A 21,576-nucleotide genomic window follows, 5' to 3' on the forward strand; every position below is an offset into this window, starting at 1 on the left:
CCCGCGTCGGTGGGTAACCTTGGAGCCATGGCTGCGACGATTCCGACACCGTACGAGGACCTCCTGCGCGACACCCTCGAGAACGGCACGCGCAAGACCGACCGCACAGGGACCGGCACGACGAGCGTGTTCGGACGTCAGCTGCGATTCGACCTCTCCCAGGGGTTTCCGCTCATCACAACGAAGCGGGTGCACTTCAAGTCGATCGCCTATGAGCTGCTGTGGTTCCTGCGCGGCGAGAGCAACGTGGGCTGGCTGCGCGATAACGGTGTCACCATCTGGGACGAGTGGGCGGATGCCGACGGCGAGCTGGGCCCTGTCTACGGCGTGCAATGGCGCTCCTGGCCGACTCCGGGCGGCGACACCATCGACCAGATCACCGACGTCATCGAGGCGATCAAGGCCACACCGGATTCCCGGCGTCTGATCGTGTCTGCCTGGAACCCCGCAGACATCCCCGACATGGCACTCGCCCCCTGCCACGCTCTCTTCCAGTTCTATGTCGCAGACGGCAAGCTCTCCTGCCAGCTGTACCAACGGAGCGCCGACCTCTTCCTCGGTGTGCCGTTCAACATTGCGAGCTACGCCCTCCTCACCCACCTCGTCGCCGAACAGACCGGCCTCGAGGTCGGCGACTTCGTCTGGACCGGCGGCGACTGCCACATCTACGACAACCACATCGAGCAGGTCACCGAGCAGCTGCGCCGCGATCCGTTCCCGGCGCCGCGCCTCGAGATCACCGCGCACCCGGCCAGCGTCTTCGACTACAGCTTCGACGACCTCGTGATCGCCGACTACCAGCATCACCCGGCGATCAAGGCCCCGGTGGCGGTATGAGCCTCCCGCGCGTCGGACTCGTCTGGGCCGAGGCCGCCAACGGCACGATCGGCAACGCCGGTGTACTGCCCTGGCATCTCCCCGAGGACCTCGCGCACTTCAAGGACGTCACTCTCGGAAGCCCGGTGGTGATGGGCCGCAAGACCTGGGATTCCCTGCCGGAACGGTTCCGTCCGCTCCCCGGACGACGCAACATCGTCGTCACCAGGCAGCCGGACTGGCAGGAAGACGGGGTCGACACCGCAGACTCGATCGCGGCAGCGCTGGCGCTCGCCGCAGACGACATCCCGGCAGACGAGTTCGTCTGGGTGATCGGGGGAGCCGAGATCTTCTCCGCGGTGATCGACACCGCCGATCGGCTCGAGGTGACCATGATTCGCGACGTGATCGACGGGGATGCCGTCGCGCCCGCCATCACCGAACGCTGGCGGCTTGCAGCGACCGACCCGGTCGACGGTTGGCGCACCTCGGCCTCAGGCATCGACTACCGGTTCCTCCGATACGAGTCGAACTGAGCGCGGATGGGATGCGGCATCCGCTGCACCCGGTACCCTGATACCTGTGTCTAACGTCGTGAATCCCTTCGGTCAGGTCCTCGTAGCGCTCGTCACCCCGTTCACCGCAGACGGTGAAGTCGACTGGCCCGGCGTCGAGAAGCACATGGACGACGTGATCAACTCCGGCGCGGACGGCATCGTCGTCACCGGAACGACGGGGGAGACCTCGACCCTCACCGACCCGGAGAAGTTGCGCCTCGTCGAGGTCGGCAAGTCGGTTTCAGCCGGTCGCGCGAAGATCATCACCGGCGGCGGGTCCAACGAGACCGCCCACGCCATCGACCTCTACCGGCAGAGCGAGAAGGCCGGAGCAGACGGCGTCATGATCGTCACGCCGTACTACAACAAGCCGACGCAGGCCGGCATCCTCACCCATTTCCGAATGATCGCGGATGCAACGGACCTTCCGGTCATTCTCTACGACATCCCCGGCCGTACCGGTGTCCCGATCAAGTACGAGACCATCCTTCGCGCCGCCAAGCACCCCAACATCCTCGCCGTCAAGGATGCGAAGGGCGACTTCTCCGAGGTCAGCCGCGTGCTCAACCAGACCGACCTCCTCTACTTCTCCGGCGACGACGCCAACGCCCTGCCGCACCTCTCCATCGGCGCTGCTGGCCTCATCGGCGTCACCGCCAACATCGCCGCGAAGCCGTACCGTCAGATGGTCGACGCAGTCAACGCCGGCGACCTCGCCACAGCGACTCTCGCGCACCAGAAGCTCGAACCGCTCGTCCGTGCCGTCATGACGCACGTGCCTGGCACGGTGGCAGCCAAGTACATCCTGCACGGGCTCGGACGCATCGGCAGCCCGCGCGTCCGACTTCCTCTCGTCGGCCCCGAAGAGTGGGAAGCAGCCCAGATCGAGGACGAGATCGACCTCGTCAAGAACATCCCGGGAGTGGACTTCTCCAACTTCCGTCCAGACCGCAACGCGGCAGCCGGTGGCGCTCTGCCACAGGTGCACGGCACCACGCGCTGACGCACACATCCAAGGAGGGCATATGCCCACAACTATTTACAATCCGCCTGCCCTGAAAAAGGGAACGCTCCGCGTCATCCCCATCGGCGGTCTCGGCGAAATCGGCCGGAACATGACCATGTTCGAGATCGACGGCAAGATCCTCATCGTCGACTGTGGTGTGCTGTTCCCTGAGGAGCACCAGCCGGGGGTCGACCTGATCCTGCCTGACTTCACTCCGATCAAGGATCGTCTCGATGACGTCGTCGGAGTGGTGCTCACGCACGGTCACGAAGACCACATCGGAGCCGTTCCGTACCTGCTCCGCCTCCGCAAGGACATCCCGCTGATCGGATCAGGTCTCACCCTCGCGCTCGTCGAAGCGAAGCTCAAGGAACACCGCATCCAGCCGTACAGCCTCACCGTCGCCGAGGGCCAGAAAGAGCAGCTCGGCCCATTCGACCTCGAGTTCGTGGCCGTGAACCACTCGATTCCGGATGCTCTCGCTGTCGCCATCAAGACGTCGGCGGGCACCGTCCTCGCAACGGGCGACTTCAAGATGGACCAGCTCCCGCTCGACGGCCGGCTCACCGACCTCCGTGAGTTCGCGAGGCTCGGCCAGGAGGGTGTCGACCTCTTCCTCGTCGACTCCACCAACGCCGACGTTCCCGGCTTCACCCCGCTCGAGCGCTCCATCGGCCCCGTGCTCGAGCAGGTCATCTCCAAAGCCCCTCGCCGCGTGATCGTCGCGAGCTTCTCCAGCCACGTGCACCGCGTGCAGCAGGTGCTCGATGCCGCCCACGCCAATGGACGTCGCGTCGCGCTCCTCGGCCGCTCGATGGTGCGCAACATGACCATCGCCGCCGACCTCGGCTACCTCAAGGTGCCCGAGAACGTGCTCATCGATTACAAGAAGGCCAAGGACATCCCGGACGACAAGATCGTCTACATGTCAACGGGCTCGCAGGGCGAACCGATGGCTGTGCTCAGCCGGATGGCCAACATGGATCACGCGATCGAGATCGGCGACGGCGACACCGTCATCCTGGCGTCCAGCCAGATCCCCGGCAACGAGAACGCCATCTACCGGGTCATCGACGGCCTCACCAAGCTCGGCGCCAACGTCGTGCACAAGGGCAACGCCAAGGTGCACGTCTCTGGACACGCCGCCGCAGGCGAGCTGCTCTACTGCTACAACATCATCAAGCCGAAGAACGTCCTCCCTGTGCACGGTGAATACCGTCACCTCGTCGCCAACGCGAAGCTCGCCATCGACACCGGCATTCCCGAGGAGAACACGATCCTCGCCGAAGACGGCACCGTCATCGACCTCAAGGACGGCGAGGCCCGCGTCGTCGGCCAGCTCGACCTCGGGTTCGTGTACGTCGACGGTTCCAGCGTCGGAGAGATCACCGACGCCGACCTCAAGGACCGTCGCATCCTCGGCGAAGAGGGTTTCATCTCCATCATCGTCGTCGTGGAAGCGCAGACCGGGAAGGTCATCGTCGGCCCCGAGATCCACGCCAAGGGTTTTGCCGAAGACGACAGGGTGTTCGACGGCGTCAAGCCGAAGATCGAGCAGGCACTGGCAGACGCCGCTCGCAACGGTGTGCGCGACCCGCACGCGCTGTCGCAGATCGTCCGCCGCACGGTCGGGCGCTGGGTCAACACGTCGTACCGTCGCCGGCCGATGATCGTGCCCCTCGTCATCGAGGCCTAGTCGATCCTCTGTCGTCGCCCGGTTCGCCCAGCCTGCTCCTCGGGCAGGCGAACCGGGCGTTCCGTCGTTAATCGGACGGAAACACGGATGCCGTAACATCCGTCCATGGCCCGGTTCACTCTCCGGGAAGCGCTGGGCAGCGACGCCCGCTTCCTCGGTGACATGCTCGTCGAAGCATCCGAATGGATGCCGTCGCGATCCCGGTCGCGGGTCGACGTTCTCGCCGATCCGAAGACCGCGAAGTACATCGCGGGTTGGAAACGCCCGGGTGATGCGGGGATGCTCGCTGTCGACTCCACAGGGACGCCGATCGGTGCCTGCTGGTACCGGCTTCTCCCTGCTCATGACCCCGGCTACGGCTTCGTGGCTGCCGGGGTGCCGGAGCTCACACTCGGGGTCGTGCCGGTCTGGCGCGCCCAGGGTATCGGCCGCGCCCTGCTCAGTGCAGTTGTCGCCCAGGCTCGGGCGAGCGGGCACACCAGGATCAGCCTCAGCGTCGAGCGGGCGAACCACGCCCAGCGCCTCTACGTCAGCGAGGGTTTTCACACGGTGCTTGCCGGCGAGAACTCCGACACGATGGTCCGCATCCTGCGCTGAGCCGACGTCGTCGGTCACCGGCAACGCTCCGCGTCAATGCCGGGCAAACGACCATCACCGAAGTACCGTGTAAACATGGCCACGACTAGCAAATCGTCCAGCCGCGGTCGGAGCACGTCGGCGCGCGGAGGAGCATCCGCCGCCCGCAAGGCGCCGGCTAAGACAACGACGGCGAAAACGACGACGGCGAAAACGACCAAACTGCCGACGGCATCCACTGTCGCATACCCGACCGAACCCAGCGAGAACGTGTTCGTCAAGATGTGGATGGGACTCGCCCACCTCGCCGGCGGAACGGCCCGCGCGTTCGGGCCTGAGCGCTTCGCCAAGGAAGAACGCCGAGACGGCGTTCCTTTCCTCATCCTTCTGCTCTCCATCGTCGGCATGGTCGTGCAGTGGTTCGGCGTGAACGACGCCGTCGCCCAGAACCTCAACGCATTCACGTTCGGAGGCATCTTCGGTCGCCTCGCGTTCGCCCTTCCCGTCGTGATGCTTCTGCTCGCCATCTGGCTGTTCCGTCACCCGAGTTCCGTGAACGACAACGGTCGCATCGGCATCGGCCTCATCATCGCCCTCGTCGCCGTGGCGGGCCTCGGCCACGCGTTCGGCGGCCAGCCCAACCCGAGCGACGGGATGCCGGCGCTCGCGGTCGCGGGCGGACTCGTCGGTTGGATCGTCGGCGCCCCCCTCGTCGCCCTGATCACGCCGGTCGGCGCAGGGATCGTACTGTCACTTCTCCTGCTTCTCAGCCTTTTCATCATCACGAAGACTCCACCGAACAAGGTCGGGGCACGGCTCGGTCAGCTCTACGCCTGGACCTTCGGAACCGAGGTCAAAACAGACGAGGAGCGCGAGGCCGCGAAACTCGAGCGGACGAAGCAGGTCGAGCTTTCCGGGATCGACGGCCATGACGAGGAGGGCGATGACTCGCTCCCATGGTGGCGTCGGAACAAGAGCCAGCGTGAGGTCGACCCCGCATTCGATTCAGCACTCGAATCCGACGACGTCACCGAACTGCTCGGCGGCGGGCGTGGGAACGGCGAGTTCGACTCGGCGCTCGAGCGTGACGACGTCGACATGTTCGGCAACCCGATCGACGATGAGGCCATGACCGAGGTCATCGGCGACCTGTCGGCTGCTGAAGCCGCACTGGGCACATTCGAGGGGTCAGGCGCACCGACCTCCGGCTTGCACGACGACGGCCCCGACGGCCAGACCGAAGCGCTGCCAGGCATGGAGGGCCTCGGTCTGATGGGCGAGACCAGCCCGCAGAAAATGGCTCGTCCGGCAGCGCCACTGGCGCCGTACCGTCTGCCTGCCGCATCGACGCTCGGTGCAGGAGACCCAGCCAAGACGCGCTCGGCTGCGAACGACGACGTGGTCGCCGCCGTGACGAGCGTGCTCGACCAGTTCAAGGTCGACGCCAAGGTCACCGGGTTCTCGCGGGGCCCCACTGTCACTCAGTACGAGATCGAGGTCGGTCCGGGCGTCAAGGTCGAGCGCATCACCGCACTGACCAACAACATCGCGTACGCCGTGGCATCCAACGAAGTGCGTATCCTCGCCCCCATCCCCGGCAAGAGCGCGATCGGTGTCGAGATCCCGAACACCGACCGCGAGATCGTCACCCTCGGCGACGTCCTGCGATCAGCCAACGCGACGAAGAGCGTTCACCCGATGACCATCGGTGTCGGCAAGGACGTCGGCGGCGGGTTCGTCGTCGCCAACCTGGCCAAGATGCCTCACCTTCTCGTCGCCGGGTCCACCGGCTCCGGAAAGTCGAGCTTCATCAACTCGATGATCACGAGCCTGCTCATGCGGGCGAAGCCGAGTGATGTCCGCATGGTGCTCATCGACCCGAAGCGGGTCGAGCTGACCTCCTACGCCGGCGTGCCGCACCTGATCACTCCCATCATCACCAACCCCAAGAAAGCGGCCGAAGCGCTGCAGTGGGTGGTGAAAGAGATGGACATGCGATACGACGACCTCGCCAGCTTCGGGTTCCGTCACATCGACGACTTCAACACGGCCGTCGTCAACGACGAGATCGTCCTCCCCGCTGGCAGCGAACGGGTGCTCAAGCCATACCCGTACCTGCTCGTCGTCGTCGATGAGCTCGCCGACCTCATGATGGTCGCCCCCCGCGATGTCGAAGACTCGATCGTGCGCATCACGCAGCTTGCCCGGGCATCCGGTATTCACCTCATCCTCGCCACGCAGCGGCCGTCCGTCGATGTCGTCACAGGTCTGATCAAGGCCAACGTGCCGTCGCGCCTCGCGTTCGCGGTGACGAGCGTCACCGACTCCCGCGTCATTCTCGACCAGCCGGGCGCCGACAAGCTCATCGGGCAGGGCGACGGACTGTTCCTGCCGATGGGTACCAACAAGGCCATTCGCGTGCAGGGCGCCTGGGTCTCCGAGGCCGAGATCGAGAAGGTCGTCAAGCACGTCACGCAGCAGGCTCGTCCCGAGTACCGGAAAGACGTCGCTGCGGTCGTCGAGAAGAAGGAAGTCGACGCAGACATCGGCGACGACCTCGACCTCCTGCTCGCGGCAACGGAACTTGTCGTCGGCACCCAGTTCGGTTCGACGTCGATGCTGCAGCGCAAGCTCAGGGTCGGTTTCGCGAAGGCCGGTCGCCTGATGGACCTCATGGAGTCGCGCGAGATCGTCGGCCCATCCGAGGGATCGAAGGCTCGGGACGTGCTCGTCACCGCCGAGCAGTTGCCCGGACTGCTGTCGAAGCTCAAGGGTGAAGACGGGCCGTCGTTCTCTGCGCCGGCTGCGTCAGGCTCTGATGAGCGATACGCGGGCGACCAGGTCGAGGCGCAGTTCGACGGTTACGATGAGGTGGAAGGCGAATCTGACGAGGATGCCTGGAAGCTCACCGGCAAGGACTAGGACAATGACCCTCCCGAACGCCGACCGGTCTCGATCCGCAAACCTCAACGTGCCGAACGCGATCACCGTGGTTCGGATTTTCCTCGCCCCTCTCTTCATCTGGATGCTGCTCGCCGACGACGGTGCAGACGGCTGGCTCCGCTGGGCGGCAGCCGTGCTCTTCATCGTCGCCATCGCCACAGACGGGATCGACGGTGCGATCGCCCGCAAGCACGGCCTGGTCACCGACCTGGGCAAGCTGCTCGACCCGATCGCAGACAAGATCCTCACCGGAGGCGCCCTGGTCGCCCTGTCCATCCTCGGTGAACTGCCGTGGTGGGTGACCATCGTCGTTCTCGTTCGCGAGATCGGCATCACCGTTCACCGGATGATCGTGGCCACCGATCATGTCGTCGCCGCTGCCTGGATGGGCAAGCTGAAGACCGTGGCGCAAGCGGTGGCGATTTCCATCGCTCTTCTCCCGCTCTACCTCGTCGTCGGCGAGTGGATCTTCTGGGTCAACGGCGTCCTCATGACAGCCGCCGTCGCCCTCACGGTCGCGAGCGGGATCGACTACGTCCTCACCGCGGCACGGGCAGCGCGACGGCCATGAACGCGGCAGGCGGACGGCGGGCGGATCGCACAGCCGCGCTGATCCGTCATCTCACCGCGCGCGGACTCACCATCGGTGTTGCCGAGTCCCTTACCGGAGGGTTGCTGGCCGCCGAACTGATCCGGCCGGCAGGAGCATCCGCTGTCGTCACCGGGGGAGTGGTCGCGTACTCCACCGCGATCAAACGGTCGGTGCTCGGCGTCGACGCCGATCTGTTGACCGAGCATGGTGCTGTTCATCCCCTCGTCGCCGAGCAGATGGCATCGGGCGTTCGAAAGGTCCTCACCGTCGACGGCAGGCCAACGGATATCGGGGTGGCGACCACGGGGGTCGCCGGTCCGGACCCGCAGGACGGACGCCAGCCAGGCACGGTGTACCTCGGCATCTCGACCGCATCGGGGTCCCGGTCGATCGGCCTCACCCTGAGCGGGGATCGCGACATGATCCGCCGTGACGCGGTCGCGGCGGCGATCGATTTCCTCACCGCGATCACCGGCGCGGGAACCGCTGATTCCTGAGAGTTGACCCGGCAAGATTTCCGGCGGAATATCGCGTGTTGCGCTCCGGTTACAACTGACGAACTCACAAGAAAAGATCAGTCAGAAACACTAAGGTTTCTGTATGGATGCGTGTAGTAATCTAGCCATCCACAGACTTACCGACGGTGAGGCTGACCGGCAGAGAAGGAGGAGTCAAATGATACTTGTTCGTCAAGAAATCGGCGACGTGCTTCGTGACTTCCGGCTGCAAAAAGGGCGGACTCTTCGCCAGGTTGCCAGCAAAGCGAGCGTAGCCCTCGGCTACCTCAGCGAAGTCGAACGCGGGCAGAAAGAGGCCTCGAGCGAAATTCTCGCTTCGGTCGCAGACGCCCTCGAGACACCGATCTCGGTGATCATGCGCGAGGTCGGTGACCGTCTCGCGGTTCTCGAAGGTATCGAGCCGATCCCCGACACCGTCCCAGACGAATTCGTCGCTGAACTGGATGCCGACCTCGTCACCCGTTGACAGGCATCGTCCACAGACGAGAACCCCGGAGTGCACACGCGCTCCGGGGTTTTCCTGTGTCTGGCGACGGTTACGCTTGAGAGTGTGAAACTCAGCGAGTTCAGAACGGCCATGACCACCGAGTTCGGTGGTCCGTACGGCCGCGTCCTGGCGAGCGACCTCGTGCTCCGCGAACTCGATGGCCGCACCGCGAATGAAGCTCTTGCTGCAGGCCGGTCACCCCGCGATGTGTGGCTGGCGATCTGCCGCGAGACCGACGTTCCGGTCGAGCGGCGCCACGGCGCCGGCGTGCCGCCGCCCCGGGCCTGACCCGAGGCAGCCTTCTCCCGCCGCTGGGTGCCGCCGCTGCGTGCCGCCGCTGCGTGCCGCCGCTGCGTGCCGCCGCTGCGTGCCGCCGCTGCGTGCCGACGCTGCGTGCCGACGCTGCGGTGCCCGACCCTCCGGGCCTGACCCGAGGCATCCGTCGCTGACGACTCCAAATTCAGGAGATCCTTGCGACACGCCGTGAACGGATGCTCCGGGTGCGGCGTGTCGGGAAGATCTCCTGAATTTGAGTACTCAGGACTCAGGACTCAGGACTCAGGACTCAGGACTCAGGACTCAGGACTCAGGACTGAGGACTGAGGACTGAGGACTGAGGGTTGAGGCCTGAACCGGGGAGGTGCTGGTGGTCGCGCCCAGGGTTGCAGAGCGCTCGTGTCCGAATGGAACTTCGACACGCCGCGGAAGGTTTCTCGAACATCTGTTCGGGTTGGGATAGGCTCCATCACAAGAGCTCTTCGGGGTCGATCCGTCCACTGATTTCCTCCCTCCGACGCCAGTGTCGGAGGTGCACAATACAGTCGACATCGTCACCGACAGACGCTCCCAGCCTTGTCGCAGCGCCGAATCCATCGGAGCGCGACAGCCTACAGGCGCACCGATATCGACAGAGAAAGAGGCACGACATGCCATCACCAGCAGACCGCGAGAAGTCACTCGAGACGGCTCTCGCCCAGATCGACCGCCAGTTCGGCAAAGGTTCCGTCATGCGCCTCGGCAGCGATGAGCGTGCCCCTGTCGCCATCATCCCCACCGGCTCGATCGCGCTCGACGTCGCGCTCGGCGTCGGCGGTCTTCCCCGCGGCCGGATCGTCGAGATCTACGGCCCTGAGTCGTCCGGTAAGACCACACTCACCCTCCACGCCATCGCGAACGCCCAGAAAGCGGGCGGAATCGCCGCGTTCATCGACGCAGAGCACGCACTCGACCCCGAGTACGCCAAGAAGCTCGGCGTCGACATCGACGCGCTGCTGGTGTCTCAGCCAGACACTGGTGAGCAGGCGCTCGAGATCGCTGACATGCTCGTGCGCTCGGGTTCCATCGATCTGATCGTCATCGACTCGGTCGCCGCGCTCGTGCCCCGCGCCGAGATCGAGGGCGAGATGGGTGACTCCCACGTCGGCCTCCAGGCCCGGCTGATGTCGCAGGCCCTCCGCAAGCTCACGGGTGGTCTGAGCCAGACCAACACCACCATGATCTTCATCAACCAGTTGCGCGAGAAGATCGGCGTGTTCTTCGGCTCGCCCGAGACCACTGCCGGCGGTAAGGCGCTCAAGTTCTACGCGTCAGTGCGCCTCGACATCCGCCGCATCGAAACGCTCAAAGACGGTACGGATGCCGTCGGTAACCGCACGCGCGTCAAGGTCGTCAAGAACAAGATGGCTCCGCCGTTCAAGCAGGCCGAGTTCGACATTCTCTACGGCACCGGCATCTCGCGTGAAGGCAGCCTCATCGACTTCGGTGTCGAGCACCTGATCGTGAAGAAGTCGGGCTCGTGGTACACCTATGACGGCGAACAGCTGGGCCAGGGCAAGGAAAATGCGCGCAACTTCCTTCTCACCAACCCCGACGTCGCCGACGAGATCGAGCACAAGATCAAGGTGAAGCTCGGAGTCGGCGGGGCGGTCGCCGTCGAAGCGGCAGCAGATCCTGCAGCGACGGGCAAGGCCGACCAGCTCGCCGCCAGGCGCGGCGCGTAGGCGGGGGTCACGGTCGTGGTCAGATTCATCGATCCGCACGAGAACGATTCAGTTACTGTCGGTCGGTTCGGAGGCAGTGATGGAGCAGACGCGGCTGAACCCGACGAGTCGATCGCAGAATCGGTCGCGACCGTGACCTATCTGCCTGGCGTTCGCGCAGAAGACGAGACAACCGAAGATGGCGGGCCAGAACCCGACGACGTCGAGACGGCGTTGATCCGCAAGTTAGCGCGCCGGGCACTCAGTGAGGCCGAGGTGCTCGCCTTCGGAATAGACGAGGGCCTCACGGCTTTCCAGGCGAATTCGGTCCTCGACCGGCTCCGCGATCTCGGCTACGTCGACGACCGGGTTCTCGCCGAACAGCTCAAGCATGCCCTCCACGAGCGCAAGGGGCAGAGCAGGGCCGTTGTTGCCCGCGCGATGTCCGGGCGATCGATCGACCGCGAGATCATCGACGAGATCCTCGACGACATCGACCAGGGCGACGAGTTGAGCGCGGCGACCGAACTCGCCGCCAAACGAGCGTCGCAGCTGACGGGACTCGACAAGCAGACGCTCGAACGTCGACTCGTCGGTTTCCTGGCCAGACGCGGGTACCCCGGCAACATCGTGCGCGAGGCGATCGCTCCGCTTCTGACGGGCCGATCGGCATCCTCAACATCGAACGTGCGGTTCCGTTAGTTCAGAGTCGACCGTCTTGTCGCTCGCGCGAGGTGTTCGTCACAGTGCGAACGCTGCGCGCGGTGAACGGTACCGAACGTAGACTGGAGCGATCATGAGCACGCTGCAGGAAACGCCCACAGTCATCACCCCGTCCCTGGCGGCCGTCGACGCAGCCGGGCAGGCACGAACCTACGAGGTCCGCACCTACGGTTGCCAGATGAATGTGCACGACTCCGAGCGACTCGGCGGCTCCCTCGATGCCGCTGGATACGTGAAAGCGGTCGGGGTAGAACCCGACGTCGTGGTTATCAATACCTGCGCTGTCCGCGAGAACGCCGACAACAAGCTCTACGGCAACCTCGGATACCTCGCCTCCGTGAAGAGACGCCACGCGGGCATGCAAATCGCCGTCGGTGGCTGCCTTGCGCAGAAGGACAAGAACGTCATCCTCGAGAAGGCTCCCTGGGTCGATGTCGTATTCGGCACGCACAACATGGGCGCACTGCCGAGTCTGCTCGAACGCGCCAGACACAACGACGAGGCTCAGATCGAGATCCTCGAATCTCTCGAGACCTTCCCGTCAACGCTCCCGACCAAGCGCGAGTCCACTTACAGCGGCTGGGTCTCGATCTCCGTCGGCTGCAACAACACCTGCACGTTCTGCATCGTGCCCGCCCTGCGCGGCAAGGAGAAAGACAGGCGCCCGGGCGAGATCCTCGCCGAGATCCAGTCGCTCGTCGACGATGGTGCTCTCGAGGTCACGCTCCTCGGCCAGAACGTCAACTCCTACGGTGTCGAGTTCGGCGACCGGCAGGCCTTCAGCAAACTGCTTCGCGCTGCGGGAGCCATCCCCGGGCTCGAACGCATCCGATTCACCAGCCCACACCCGGCCGCCTTCACCGACGACGTCATCGACGCGATGGCCGAGACTCCGAGCGTGATGCCGCAGCTTCACATGCCGCTGCAATCCGGGTCAGACCGCATCCTCAAGGCCATGCGCCGGTCGTACCGCAGCGAGAAGTTCCTCGGAATCCTCGACCGGGTGCACGAACGGATGCCTCACGCCGCGATCTCGACAGACATCATCGTCGGCTTCCCCGGAGAAACGGAAGACGATTTTGAGGAAACCCTGCGGGTCGTGGAGGCGGCACGGTTCGCGACGGCATTCACCTTCCAGTACTCGATCCGGCCTGGGACCCCTGCTGCGACGATGGAGAACCAGATCCCGAAGGCCGTCGTCCAGGAACGTTACGAGCGGCTCACGGCGTTGCAGGATCGCATCAGCCTCGAGGAGAACCAGAAGGTGATTGGGCGTGAGGTCCGGTTGCTCGTCGCTGTGGGCGAGGGCAAAAAGGATTCGAGCACCCACCGGATGTCCGGCCGCGCCGAAGATTCGCGACTGGTGCACTTCGACGTGCCCTCCGGTTCCGACACTCCACGCCCGGGCGATGTGGTCACAGCCACGGTCAGTCAGGCGGCACCGTTCTATCTCATCGCCGACTCCGCTGACGGGCTCCCCCTCCAGGTGCGGCGCACGAGCGCCGGAGACGCGTGGGACCGCGCTCAGGCCGAATCGTGCGGCGTCCCCTCCTCGAGCCCGACATCGTCGGCGCCCGGCCGGGTCTCGCTCGGCCTTCCGTCGCTGCGCGTCGGTCCGCCTGCGACGCCCGCTGCCGTCCCTGGCGCCATGACACCGATCTACGACCAGATGGACGGCCAGCGCTGAACGAGGCAACGCCTCCCGCCCTGATCGCGGTGATCGGACCGACCGGGACGGGCAAGTCCGACCTGTCGCTCGACCTGGCCGAACGCCTGGCCGGCCGGGGTCGCCCCGCCGAGATCGTCAACGCCGACGCCATGCAGCTGTACCGCGGGATGGACATCGGCACGGCCAAACTCTCCGTCGCCGAGCGTCGAGGCATCCCTCATCACCTTCTCGACGTTCTGGATGTGACCACCGAATCGACGGTTGCGCGGTATCAGGACGACGCGCGCGCAGCCGTCGACGCCATCATCGCGCGTGGGGCGACGGCGATCCTCGTCGGGGGGTCCGGTCTTTACGTGTCGAGTGTGCTGTACGACTTCCAGTTCCCAGCGTCGGATCCCGTCATCCGGGCGAGGCTGGAGACGGAACTCGCCGCCGAGGGACCGGGCATGCTCTACCGACGTCTGGCGGCACTCGATCAGGGAGTTGCCGAACGGATCGGCTCCCAGAATGCACGGCGCATCGTCCGGGCTCTCGAGGTTGCGGAGATCACCGGATCGCCGGTTGCAGGGATGCTCCCTGACCAGCCTGTCTACTGGCGCCCGGCGCGAATCGTCGGGCTCCGCGCCCCCCGTGATGAACTCGTCCGCCGGCTCGACGCGCGAGTCGAGCGCATGTGGGCCGACGGTCTGGTCGACGAGGTGAGGTCCCTCGTGCCACTCGGGCTCGAGCGCGGCATCACAGCATCCCGTGCGATCGGTTACGCCCAGGCGCTCGCACATCTCGCGGGGACGGCCACCGAGGCCGAGGCGATCGGTGAGACCCAGCAGCTGACCCGCCGCTACGCACGCCGGCAGGTGAGCTGGTTCAAGCGCTACGCCGACATTCGCTGGCTCGACTACGACGCACCCGGCCTCGCTGACGAGGGACTCGCTTTCGTTCAGGCGACCGGACCCAAACCCTAGACTGGGGCCATGGCACTCACGCTCCCGTTCACCAAGGGTCACGGCACCGGTAACGACTTCGTCCTGTATGCGGACCCCGACGGAACGTCCCCGCTCACAGTGCAGCAGATCACGGCGATCTGCGACCGTCACTTCGGCGTGGGAGCAGACGGAATCATCCGAGCGGTTCGTTCCCGCAATCTCGATGCAGGGGCTGCCGCCCTCGCTGAGGACGAGAACGCCGAGTGGTTCATGGACTATCACAACGCCGACGGCTCGCTTGCGGAGATGTGCGGGAACGGCATCCGGGTGTTCGTGCGGTACCTGCTCGACCAGGGTCTCGCTCAGCTCGAATCCGGAGACACGCTCGCGATCGGCACCCGCGCCGGAGTGCGCGACGTGCAGCGGTCGACGAACGGTTTCCAGGTCGACCTCGGCAGATGGACGCTCGACGGCGGAGAGCCGCTTGTCCGCGCCAGGGAACTCAAGGTCGCCCGCCCTGGCCTCGGTATCAACGTCGGCAACCCTCACGTCGTCGTCGCGCTCGCAGACGAGACGGAGCTCGCCGCTGCCGACTTGAGCTACGTGCCCCGGATCGAACCGGATCCCATCGAGGGCGCGAACGTCGAGTTCGTCGTGCCTCACGATCCTCTGATCACCGACGGCGTCGGCCGGATCAGCATGCGGGTGCACGAGCGTGGCAGCGGCGAGACCCTGTCCTGTGGCACCGGAGTCGCGGCCGCTGCACTGGCCACTCGGCACTGGGCCGGCCCGTCCGCACCGCACCAGTGGCGCGTAGACGTGCCAGGCGGCACACTCGGCGTGCGGATGTTCGCCACCCAGGACGGCGAGCACGTCGGCCTCAGCGGTCCCGCTGAGCTTGTCTACACGGGCACGCTCGAACTCGGCTGACCTCAGTCGGTGGAACGTGCAGCGCGCAGGATGCGGTACCCCTTGCTGAGTGCCTCGCGGGTCACATCGAAGTCGTCTACGAGGCGGTCCTGCAGCCAGCGATGCAGACTGTCCGCTCCCAGGTTCTTCTGGACGACGAGCCAGGCATCCGAACCCGGGGCGAGCCGGGGGAGCCAGTACTCCAGCATCTCGTGGAGGGCCTGTTTGCCGATGCGGATGGGTGGGTTCGACCAGAGGGCATCGAACGCGATGTCTGTCGGCACGTCGTCAGGGAGAGCGGGGCGGACATTCGTGAGCCCGAGCTTCTCGGCGTTGAGCCGGACGAGATCGAGTGACCGCTCGTTGACGTCGACGGCCCACACCGTGGCGTCCGGCGAGGCGTAGGCGATGGTGAAGGCGATCGGGCCCCAGCCGCAACCGAGATCGAGGATATTCCCGGTCGCCGGCGGTTGAGGAGCCTCAGCGAGCAGGATGCTTGTTCCCGGGTCAATGCGAGCGGGGCTGAAAATTCCGTTCGCCGTCGTCAGCTCTCGGTCTTCACCGGCGAGGTGCACGGTCACGTTCCGCAGTTTGAGCTCGGTTTCGGGCACACCCGTGAAATAGTGTTCGCTGCTGGCCATACTCGGAACGTTACTCGACCGCACGCGTTAGGGTTAACTCTGATGACCACTCCCAGCGACACCCCCGACCGTACCGAAGGCGACGACGCCGTTACCCGCGTTCTGAAGAATGCCGAATCGCGAGCGTCAGGGTACTCCCTGTTCGGCGCCGGGCAGGCTGATGCCCTCGGCTCAGACTCCGATCGGGACTCCGGCCACGACGGCGACCAGTTCGATCGTGAAGACCGGCAGGCCCTGCGCCGTGTCGGCGGTCTCTCGACCGAACTTGAAGACGTCACCGAGGTCGAGTACCGGCAACTGCGGATCGAGAACGTGGTGCTCATCGGCATCTATTCGCAAGGTTCGCTGCAGGACGCCGAGAATTCCATCCGCGAACTCGCCGCTCTGGCCGAGACCGCGGGAGCCGTCGTTCTCGACGGCATGCTTCAGCGCCGCCCGAATCCCGACCCCAGCACCTACCTCGGCAAGGGCAAGGCCGAAGAGTTGCGGGGGATCGTTGCCTCGCTCGGTGCCGACACCGTCATCGCCGATACCGAACTGGCACCGTCGCAGCGCCGTGCGCTGGAGGATGTCGTCAAGGTCAAGGTGATCGACCGAACGGCGGTGATCCTCGACATCTTCAGCCAGCACGCCAAGAGCCGGGAGGGCAAGGCGCAGGTCGAACTCGCACAGCTCGAATATCTGCTTCCCCGCCTCCGCGGCTGGGGCGAATCGATGTCACGGCAGGCCGGTGGCCAGGTCGGCGGCACCGGAGCCGGGATGGGTTCCCGTGGTCCGGGTGAGACGAAGATCGAACTCGATCGACGGCGAATTCACACCCGTATGTCGAAGCTCCGCAAGCAGATCAAGGGTTTCACTCCCGCTCGCGAAGCCAAACGCGCCAACCGTCACCGGTTCGACGTGCCGTCCGTGGCGATCGCCGGCTACACGAACGCCGGCAAGTCCAGTCTGCTCAACCGGATCACGAAGGCGGGTGTGCTCGTCGAGAACGCCCTGTTCGCGACGCTGGATGCCACGGTGAGGCGCACGCAGACAGACGACGGTCGGTTGTACACGATTTCAGACACGGTGGGGTTCGTCCGCAATCTGCCGCATCAGCTGGTCGAGGCGTTTCGATCCACTCTCGAAGAGGTTGCGGAAGCGGATGTCATCGTCCACGTCGTCGACGGATCTCATCCCGACCCCGCTGCCCAGCTGATGACCGTTCGCAATGTCATCGGCGATGTCGGTGCGCGTGACATTCCCGAATTGGTCGTGTTCAACAAGAGCGACCTCGTCGATGAGGATGACCGTCTTCTGCTCCGTGGCCTGGAACCGCGGGCGATCTTCGCGTCTGCCCGCACCGGAGAGGGAATCGACGAAATCCTCGCCGCGCTCTCCGACCTGTTGCCGAGCCCGACGGTACAGCTCGACCTGCTCGTTCCGTACGACCGTGGAGACGTGATCTCGATGCTCCACCGGCGCGGCCAGGTCGAACACCTCGACTACCTCGAGGAGGGTACTCACGTGCGTGCCCTCGCCTCCGAGGAGCTCGCCGCACAGGTGGCGGAGTTCGCCCGACCCGTCTAGACGAGCGCCTCGGGTCCGACGGTCGACGCCACCTCGCCCGTCAGGACCGCAGACGGCTCAGACGGCTCGCAGGACCGCGACGATCTTGCCGAGCACGTCGGCCTCGTCGCCGAGGATGGGTTCGAAGCTCGAGTTGCGGGGGAGAAGCCAGGTGTGACCGTCGCGCTGACGGAACACCTTCACGGTGGCTTCGCCGTCGAGCATGGCCGCGACGATGTCACCGTTCTCGGCGGTCTGCTGCTGTCGCACGACAACCCAGTCGCCGTCGCAGATGGCGGCATCGATCATCGACTCACCCTGCACCTTGAGCATGAACAGATCGCCCTTGCCGACCAGTTGGCGGGGGAGCGGGAAGACTTCTTCGACCTGCTGGTCTGCGGTGATCGGCACGCCGGCGGCGATCCGCCCGACGAGTGGCACCATTGCGGCGTCACCGACCGGAGTCGTGTTCTCGAAGTCGACTTCTGATGAGGGGGAGGGCAGGTCGATGAGGATCTCGAGCGCGCGCGGGCGATTCGGGTCACGGCGGAGGTAGCCGCTCAGTTCGAGCTGATTCAACTGGTGAGTGACGCTGGACAGCGACGCCAGGCCGACCGCGTCGCCGATCTCGCGCATGCTCGGCGGGTAGCCCCTGGTCGTGACTGATCGCTGGATGACGTCGAGGATGGCGAGCTGCTTCTCGCTCAGGCTCTTACGCCGACGGGTGGTCGGCTTGTCGGCGAGCACCCGTTTCGGTCGGGCTCCCGCGCCGACCGTACCCGCTGCATCCCTGTTGCTGAGCGTCATGTCACTCCCGTCTGGCGGGCGGGGCCGGCCAATGTCAGTGGTCGCTGATTGAGTGTCGACCAGTAGCGAAACTCTAACCGTCGACAGGGGCTTGAACAAACATTTGTTCGAGTGTGTCGGAGAGAAAACTTCGAAAAGTCCGAATATAAACTTGAATGTTCGAACAATCGAATATATATTCGGAACATAGCTTCGTATCCGGCTCTCCCGGCCGAGGGCCGGATACGAATACTCCGAAGCCCAGCACATCGCAGAATCAGCAGCAGGAGGCACACCATGAGCACAGCAGTCGTCACCCCGATCCGCCCGACGTTCTCACACGCGGCCACACCGGCACACCGACCCGCATCGCCTCGGCCTGCCGTTGAGGCCTCGTCGGAGGCTCCGGCCGCGAAGAGCTCAGGCCGCCTGCGGCTCACTCGTCGCGGGCGTATCGTGTTCACGACGCTCGCAGCCGCACCGCTTCTCGCGGTCGCGGCCTGGTTCGGCGTCAGCGCGATGCCCGCCGTTGCGACCTCGAGTTCCAGCAGTGTGGTCTTCGAGTATGCGACGATCGAAGCCGGTCAGTCCCTGTGGCAGCTGGCCGCCAGCATCGCCCCCGAGTCCGATCCTCGCGACGTCATCGCCGATCTCATGCGGTTGAACCAGCTCGACAGCTCCACGGTGTCCCCTGGGCAGCGGATCGCCATTCCGTCCCAGTACGTCGGCAGCTGAGAGACCGGGCGCTGAGCCCCCGGCCCACCAGGCACTCGGGCCACGGAGCCGCCGGTCACACGGTCCTCACCGTGACTGCCTGCAACACTGGGAGGACGGTCGGGAATCGCCGGTAAACTTGGCGAGTGAGTTCACTCGAGTCCCTGCCCATCCGCGACGACCTCCGCGGAAAAACCCCATACGGCGCACCCCAGAAGCGCGTGCCCGTGGCGCTCAACGTCAACGAGAACACGCATCCCATCCCTGAAGCGGTTGCTCGCGACATCGTCACATCGCTGGCATCCGCCGTACTCGGAGCGAACCGGTACCCGGACCGGGAGTTCACCGCGCTGCGCGACAGCCTGGCCGCCTACCTCGGCCACGGGCTGAGCCGCGAGAATATCTGGGCGGCCAACGGGTCCAACGAGGTTCTCCAGCAGGTGCTTCAAGCGTTCGGCGGCCCCGGGCGTTCCGTTCTCGGCTTTGCGCCCACCTATTCGATGTATGCCCTGCTGGCGTCAGGGACGGGGACGGCTTGGCTCGCCGCCGATCGCGATCCCGAGTACGAACTCACCCCGGCGACAGCAGCAGCCGCCGTCGGCGATGCCAAGCCAGACATCGTCTTCCTGTGCTCACCGAACAATCCGACGGGAACCCCGCTGTCGCTGGAAACCATCGAGGCGGTCTACGACGCCACCGATGGAATCGTCGTCGTCGACGAGGCATATGTCGAGTTCGCACCCCACGACATCCCGAGTGCCCTGACCCTGCTGCCGGGGCGGGACCGACTGCTCGTCTCCCGCACCATGAGCAAAGCGTTCGCTTTCGCCGGTATTCGTGTCGGCTACCTCGCTGCAGATCCCGCGGTGACGGATGCTCTCCGTCTCGTCCGCCTGCCCTACCACCTGTCTGCGCTCACTCAAGCGGCAGCTGTTGCTGCGCTGTCGCACAGCGAGGAGATGCTCGCGATGGTCGATGACATCCGCGAGCAGCGCGACCGGATCGCGACCGGGCTCACCGGGCTCGGGTTCCACGCATACCGGAGCCACAGCAACTTCGTGCTCTTCGGGGGCGTTGACGATCCCCACTCGCTCTTCGAAGCATTGCTGGAGAGAGGGATTCTCATCCGAGACATCGGGCTCCCCGGACAATTGCGAGTGACGGCCGGCACCGAGGCTGAGACCACCGCATTCCTCGATGCCATGGCCGCGATAGGCTCGAAACCATGAGTACCGAGCAACGGACCGCCCGCATCCAGCGCGAGACGAGTGAGTCGAGCATCGACCTGTCGATCAACCTCGACGGCACCGGTGTCAGCGACATCGAGACGTCGGTTCCGTTCTACGACCACCTCCTGACGGCATTCGCCAAGCACTCCCTGACCGACCTCACCGTCCGGGCGAAGGGCGACATCGAGATCGACGTGCACCACACCGTCGAAGACATCGGCATCGCGCTCGGCCAGGCGATCAAGCAGGCGCTCGGCGACAAGTCCGGGATCTCCCGCTTCGGTGACGCGCTTGTTCCTCTCGACGAGGCACTGGTGCAGGCCGTCGTCGACATCTCCGGTCGGCCGTTCCTCGTGCACTCGGGCGAGCCGACCGGTTTCGAATACCACCTCATCGGTGGGCACTTCACCGGATCGATGATCCGCCACGTATTCGAGGCAATCACCTTCAACGCTGCTCTCACCGTTCACGTCACCGTTCTTGGCGGACGTGACCCGCACCACATTGCTGAAGCAGAGTTCAAGGCGTTCGCCCGAGCGTTCCGCCAGGCGAAGGCGCTCGACCCGCTCGTGTCGGGCATCCCGTCGACGAAGGGCGCTCTGTGAGCGCCGATTCCCGACCAACTGTCGTCGTCCTCGACTACGGCAGCGGCAACGTGCACTCCGCAGTGAAGGCTCTGGAAGCGGCAGGCGCCTCGGTGGAACTTACCGGCGACCACACGCGTGCATTCGAGGCAGACGGTCTTGTGGTGCCCGGCGTCGGTGCGTTCAGCGCCGTGATGCAGCAACTCGTGAACTCGCGCAGCGCCGAAGTGATCGACCGGAGGCTGGCCGGCGGCCGCAAGGTTCTCGGGATATGCGTCGGCATGCAGATCCTCTTCGAGCACGGGGTCGAACGCGGCGTCGACACCGAAGGCCTCGGCGAATGGCCTGGCGCTGTCACCGAGCTCGATTCGCCCGTTCTCCCGCACATGGGCTGGAACACCATCGATGCTCCAACGGACTCGGTGCTGTTCCGCGGTCTGCACGACGAACGCTTCTACTTCGTTCACTCGTTCGCAGCCCAGCACTGGACCCTCGACGTGATGCCTCCGTTCCCTCAGCCGCAGGTGACCTGGTCGGAACACGGAGCCCGTTTCGTTGCTGCCGTCGAGAACGGTCCTCTCTCCGCCACCCAGTTCCACCCCGAGAAGTCAGGGGAGGCCGGCATCCGTCTGCTGTCGAACTGGACCGAGAGCCTTTCCACCGACTGACACTGCGGCATT

At 65.3% G+C, this 21,576-nt stretch carries 22 protein-coding genes; 20 read left to right on the forward strand and 2 right to left on the reverse strand.

The genetic code is table 11. The annotated features are described in order from the left end of the window. Nucleotides 1-27 precede the first annotated feature (27 nt). From IWX78_RS14000 to dapF, 15 genes are all read left to right on the forward strand, one after another. Entirely contained in the window at nucleotides 28-837 is an 810-nt protein-coding gene (locus IWX78_RS14000) for a thymidylate synthase (protein ID WP_196834192.1), read from the forward strand. Then, nucleotides 834-1,352, forward strand: a complete 519-nt coding sequence (locus tag IWX78_RS14005) for a dihydrofolate reductase (protein ID WP_196834194.1) — start codon at nucleotides 834-836, stop codon at nucleotides 1,350-1,352. The genes IWX78_RS14000 and IWX78_RS14005 overlap by 4 nt, the downstream gene beginning before the upstream one ends. 46 nt (nucleotides 1,353-1,398) lie before the next feature. Continuing rightward, a complete protein-coding gene (gene dapA / locus IWX78_RS14010) occupies nucleotides 1,399-2,376 on the forward strand; it encodes a 4-hydroxy-tetrahydrodipicolinate synthase (protein ID WP_196834196.1) in 978 nt (325 codons plus the stop codon). Nucleotides 2,377-2,398: 22 nt separating this feature from the next. After that, nucleotides 2,399-4,075, forward strand: coding sequence for a ribonuclease J (locus IWX78_RS14015; protein ID WP_196834198.1), 1,677 nt, complete (start codon nucleotides 2,399-2,401; stop codon nucleotides 4,073-4,075). A gap of 105 nt (nucleotides 4,076-4,180) precedes the next feature. Next, nucleotides 4,181-4,672 carry a GNAT family N-acetyltransferase gene (locus tag IWX78_RS14020; protein WP_196834200.1) on the forward strand — a complete coding sequence of 164 codons (492 nt, stop codon included), beginning with the start codon at nucleotides 4,181-4,183 and terminating at the stop codon, nucleotides 4,670-4,672. A gap of 75 nt (nucleotides 4,673-4,747) precedes the next feature. Beyond that, nucleotides 4,748-7,573 carry an FtsK/SpoIIIE family DNA translocase gene (locus IWX78_RS14025; RefSeq protein ID WP_196834202.1) on the forward strand — a complete coding sequence of 942 codons (2,826 nt, stop codon included), beginning with the start codon at nucleotides 4,748-4,750 and terminating at the stop codon, nucleotides 7,571-7,573. 4 nt (nucleotides 7,574-7,577) lie between these two features. Next, on the forward strand, nucleotides 7,578-8,165 hold the full coding sequence (gene pgsA / locus IWX78_RS14030) for a CDP-diacylglycerol--glycerol-3-phosphate 3-phosphatidyltransferase (RefSeq protein ID WP_196834204.1): 588 nt from the start codon (nucleotides 7,578-7,580) through the stop codon (nucleotides 8,163-8,165). Then, complete coding sequence (locus tag IWX78_RS14035) at nucleotides 8,162-8,683, forward strand: CinA family protein (protein ID WP_196834206.1); 522 nt, start codon at nucleotides 8,162-8,164, stop codon at nucleotides 8,681-8,683. Before pgsA ends, IWX78_RS14035 begins: the two co-directional genes overlap by 4 nt. A 178-nt stretch (nucleotides 8,684-8,861) precedes the next feature. Next, nucleotides 8,862-9,170 (forward strand): helix-turn-helix domain-containing protein, encoded by a 309-nt coding sequence (locus IWX78_RS14040; RefSeq protein WP_196834208.1) that lies wholly within the window; start codon nucleotides 8,862-8,864, stop codon nucleotides 9,168-9,170. A gap of 84 nt (nucleotides 9,171-9,254) precedes the next feature. Beyond that, a complete protein-coding gene (locus IWX78_RS14045; RefSeq protein ID WP_196834210.1) occupies nucleotides 9,255-9,479 on the forward strand; it encodes a DUF3046 domain-containing protein in 225 nt (74 codons plus the stop codon). Nucleotides 9,480-10,117: 638 nt separating this feature from the next. Next, nucleotides 10,118-11,191 (forward strand): recombinase RecA, encoded by a 1,074-nt coding sequence (recA, locus tag IWX78_RS14050; RefSeq protein WP_196834212.1) that lies wholly within the window; start codon nucleotides 10,118-10,120, stop codon nucleotides 11,189-11,191. A 15-nt stretch (nucleotides 11,192-11,206) separates the two neighbouring features. Beyond that, complete coding sequence (locus IWX78_RS14055; protein ID WP_196834214.1) at nucleotides 11,207-11,872, forward strand: regulatory protein RecX; 666 nt, start codon at nucleotides 11,207-11,209, stop codon at nucleotides 11,870-11,872. Between the two features lie 94 nt (nucleotides 11,873-11,966). Next, nucleotides 11,967-13,580, forward strand: a complete 1,614-nt coding sequence (miaB, locus tag IWX78_RS14060) for a tRNA (N6-isopentenyl adenosine(37)-C2)-methylthiotransferase MiaB (protein WP_196834216.1) — start codon at nucleotides 11,967-11,969, stop codon at nucleotides 13,578-13,580. 20 nt (nucleotides 13,581-13,600) lie between these two features. After that, nucleotides 13,601-14,524, forward strand: coding sequence for a tRNA (adenosine(37)-N6)-dimethylallyltransferase MiaA (miaA, locus tag IWX78_RS14065; RefSeq protein ID WP_334684753.1), 924 nt, complete (start codon nucleotides 13,601-13,603; stop codon nucleotides 14,522-14,524). Between the two features lie 9 nt (nucleotides 14,525-14,533). Next, complete coding sequence (gene dapF, locus IWX78_RS14070) at nucleotides 14,534-15,415, forward strand: diaminopimelate epimerase (RefSeq protein WP_196834218.1); 882 nt, start codon at nucleotides 14,534-14,536, stop codon at nucleotides 15,413-15,415. A gap of 2 nt (nucleotides 15,416-15,417) precedes the next feature. Here the strand turns inward: dapF and IWX78_RS14075 are convergent, their stop codons facing one another. After that, on the reverse strand, nucleotides 15,418-16,035 hold the full coding sequence (locus IWX78_RS14075) for a class I SAM-dependent methyltransferase (RefSeq protein WP_196834220.1): 618 nt from the start codon (nucleotides 16,033-16,035) through the stop codon (nucleotides 15,418-15,420). A gap of 42 nt (nucleotides 16,036-16,077) precedes the next feature. On the opposite strand from IWX78_RS14075, the gene hflX reads away from it, so the two are divergent. Next, a complete protein-coding gene (gene hflX / locus IWX78_RS14080; protein WP_196834222.1) occupies nucleotides 16,078-17,604 on the forward strand; it encodes a GTPase HflX in 1,527 nt (508 codons plus the stop codon). 57 nt (nucleotides 17,605-17,661) lie between these two features. Here the strand turns inward: hflX and lexA are convergent, their stop codons facing one another. Continuing rightward, nucleotides 17,662-18,390, reverse strand: coding sequence for a transcriptional repressor LexA (lexA, locus tag IWX78_RS14085; protein ID WP_196834224.1), 729 nt, complete (start codon nucleotides 18,388-18,390; stop codon nucleotides 17,662-17,664). Nucleotides 18,391-18,666: 276 nt separating this feature from the next. Here lexA and IWX78_RS14090 point away from each other — a divergent pair, with 276 nt between their 5' ends. The 4 genes from IWX78_RS14090 to hisH all read left to right on the forward strand — a co-directional run bounded on the left by IWX78_RS14090 (nucleotide 18,667) and on the right by hisH (nucleotide 21,564). Then, nucleotides 18,667-19,104, forward strand: coding sequence for a LysM peptidoglycan-binding domain-containing protein (locus tag IWX78_RS14090; RefSeq protein ID WP_196834226.1), 438 nt, complete (start codon nucleotides 18,667-18,669; stop codon nucleotides 19,102-19,104). A gap of 125 nt (nucleotides 19,105-19,229) precedes the next feature. Beyond that, the gene (locus IWX78_RS14095; protein WP_196834228.1) at nucleotides 19,230-20,312 is read left to right on the forward strand and encodes a histidinol-phosphate transaminase; all 1,083 of its coding nucleotides are present in this window, start codon (nucleotides 19,230-19,232) and stop codon (nucleotides 20,310-20,312) included. After that, nucleotides 20,309-20,917: an imidazoleglycerol-phosphate dehydratase HisB gene (hisB, locus tag IWX78_RS14100; protein ID WP_196834230.1), complete on the forward strand. Its 609-nt coding sequence runs from the start codon at nucleotides 20,309-20,311 to the stop codon at nucleotides 20,915-20,917. Before IWX78_RS14095 ends, hisB begins: the two co-directional genes overlap by 4 nt. Beyond that, entirely contained in the window at nucleotides 20,914-21,564 is a 651-nt protein-coding gene (gene hisH, locus IWX78_RS14105) for an imidazole glycerol phosphate synthase subunit HisH (protein ID WP_196834232.1), read from the forward strand. Before hisB ends, hisH begins: the two co-directional genes overlap by 4 nt. Nucleotides 21,565-21,576: the final 12 nt, after the last annotated feature.

It is taken from the genome of Mycetocola sp. CAN_C7 (assembly GCF_015752285.1).
Classification (GTDB): Bacteria; Actinomycetota; Actinomycetes; order Actinomycetales; family Microbacteriaceae; genus Mycetocola_A.

Coding starts and splice junctions, on each gene's coding strand:
- IWX78_RS14025 (WP_196834202.1), top strand. CDS start 4,748: ATGGCCACGACTAGCAAATCGTCCAGCCGCGGTCGGAGCACGTCGGCG.
- IWX78_RS14005 (WP_196834194.1), top strand. CDS start 834: ATGAGCCTCCCGCGCGTCGGACTCGTCTGGGCCGAGGCCGCCAACGGC.
- pgsA (WP_196834204.1), top strand. CDS start 7,578: ATGACCCTCCCGAACGCCGACCGGTCTCGATCCGCAAACCTCAACGTG.
- IWX78_RS14015 (WP_196834198.1), top strand. CDS start 2,399: ATGCCCACAACTATTTACAATCCGCCTGCCCTGAAAAAGGGAACGCTC.
- miaB (WP_196834216.1), top strand. CDS start 11,967: ATGAGCACGCTGCAGGAAACGCCCACAGTCATCACCCCGTCCCTGGCG.
- IWX78_RS14020 (WP_196834200.1), top strand. CDS start 4,181: ATGGCCCGGTTCACTCTCCGGGAAGCGCTGGGCAGCGACGCCCGCTTC.
- recA (WP_196834212.1), top strand. CDS start 10,118: ATGCCATCACCAGCAGACCGCGAGAAGTCACTCGAGACGGCTCTCGCC.
- IWX78_RS14090 (WP_196834226.1), top strand. CDS start 18,667: ATGAGCACAGCAGTCGTCACCCCGATCCGCCCGACGTTCTCACACGCG.
- IWX78_RS14000 (WP_196834192.1), top strand. CDS start 28: ATGGCTGCGACGATTCCGACACCGTACGAGGACCTCCTGCGCGACACC.
- hisB (WP_196834230.1), top strand. CDS start 20,309: ATGAGTACCGAGCAACGGACCGCCCGCATCCAGCGCGAGACGAGTGAG.
- dapF (WP_196834218.1), top strand. CDS start 14,534: ATGGCACTCACGCTCCCGTTCACCAAGGGTCACGGCACCGGTAACGAC.
- IWX78_RS14075 (WP_196834220.1), bottom strand. CDS start 16,035: ATGGCCAGCAGCGAACACTATTTCACGGGTGTGCCCGAAACCGAGCTC.
- IWX78_RS14040 (WP_196834208.1), top strand. CDS start 8,862: ATGATACTTGTTCGTCAAGAAATCGGCGACGTGCTTCGTGACTTCCGG.
- lexA (WP_196834224.1), bottom strand. CDS start 18,390: ATGACGCTCAGCAACAGGGATGCAGCGGGTACGGTCGGCGCGGGAGCC.
- IWX78_RS14035 (WP_196834206.1), top strand. CDS start 8,162: ATGAACGCGGCAGGCGGACGGCGGGCGGATCGCACAGCCGCGCTGATC.
- hflX (WP_196834222.1), top strand. CDS start 16,078: ATGACCACTCCCAGCGACACCCCCGACCGTACCGAAGGCGACGACGCC.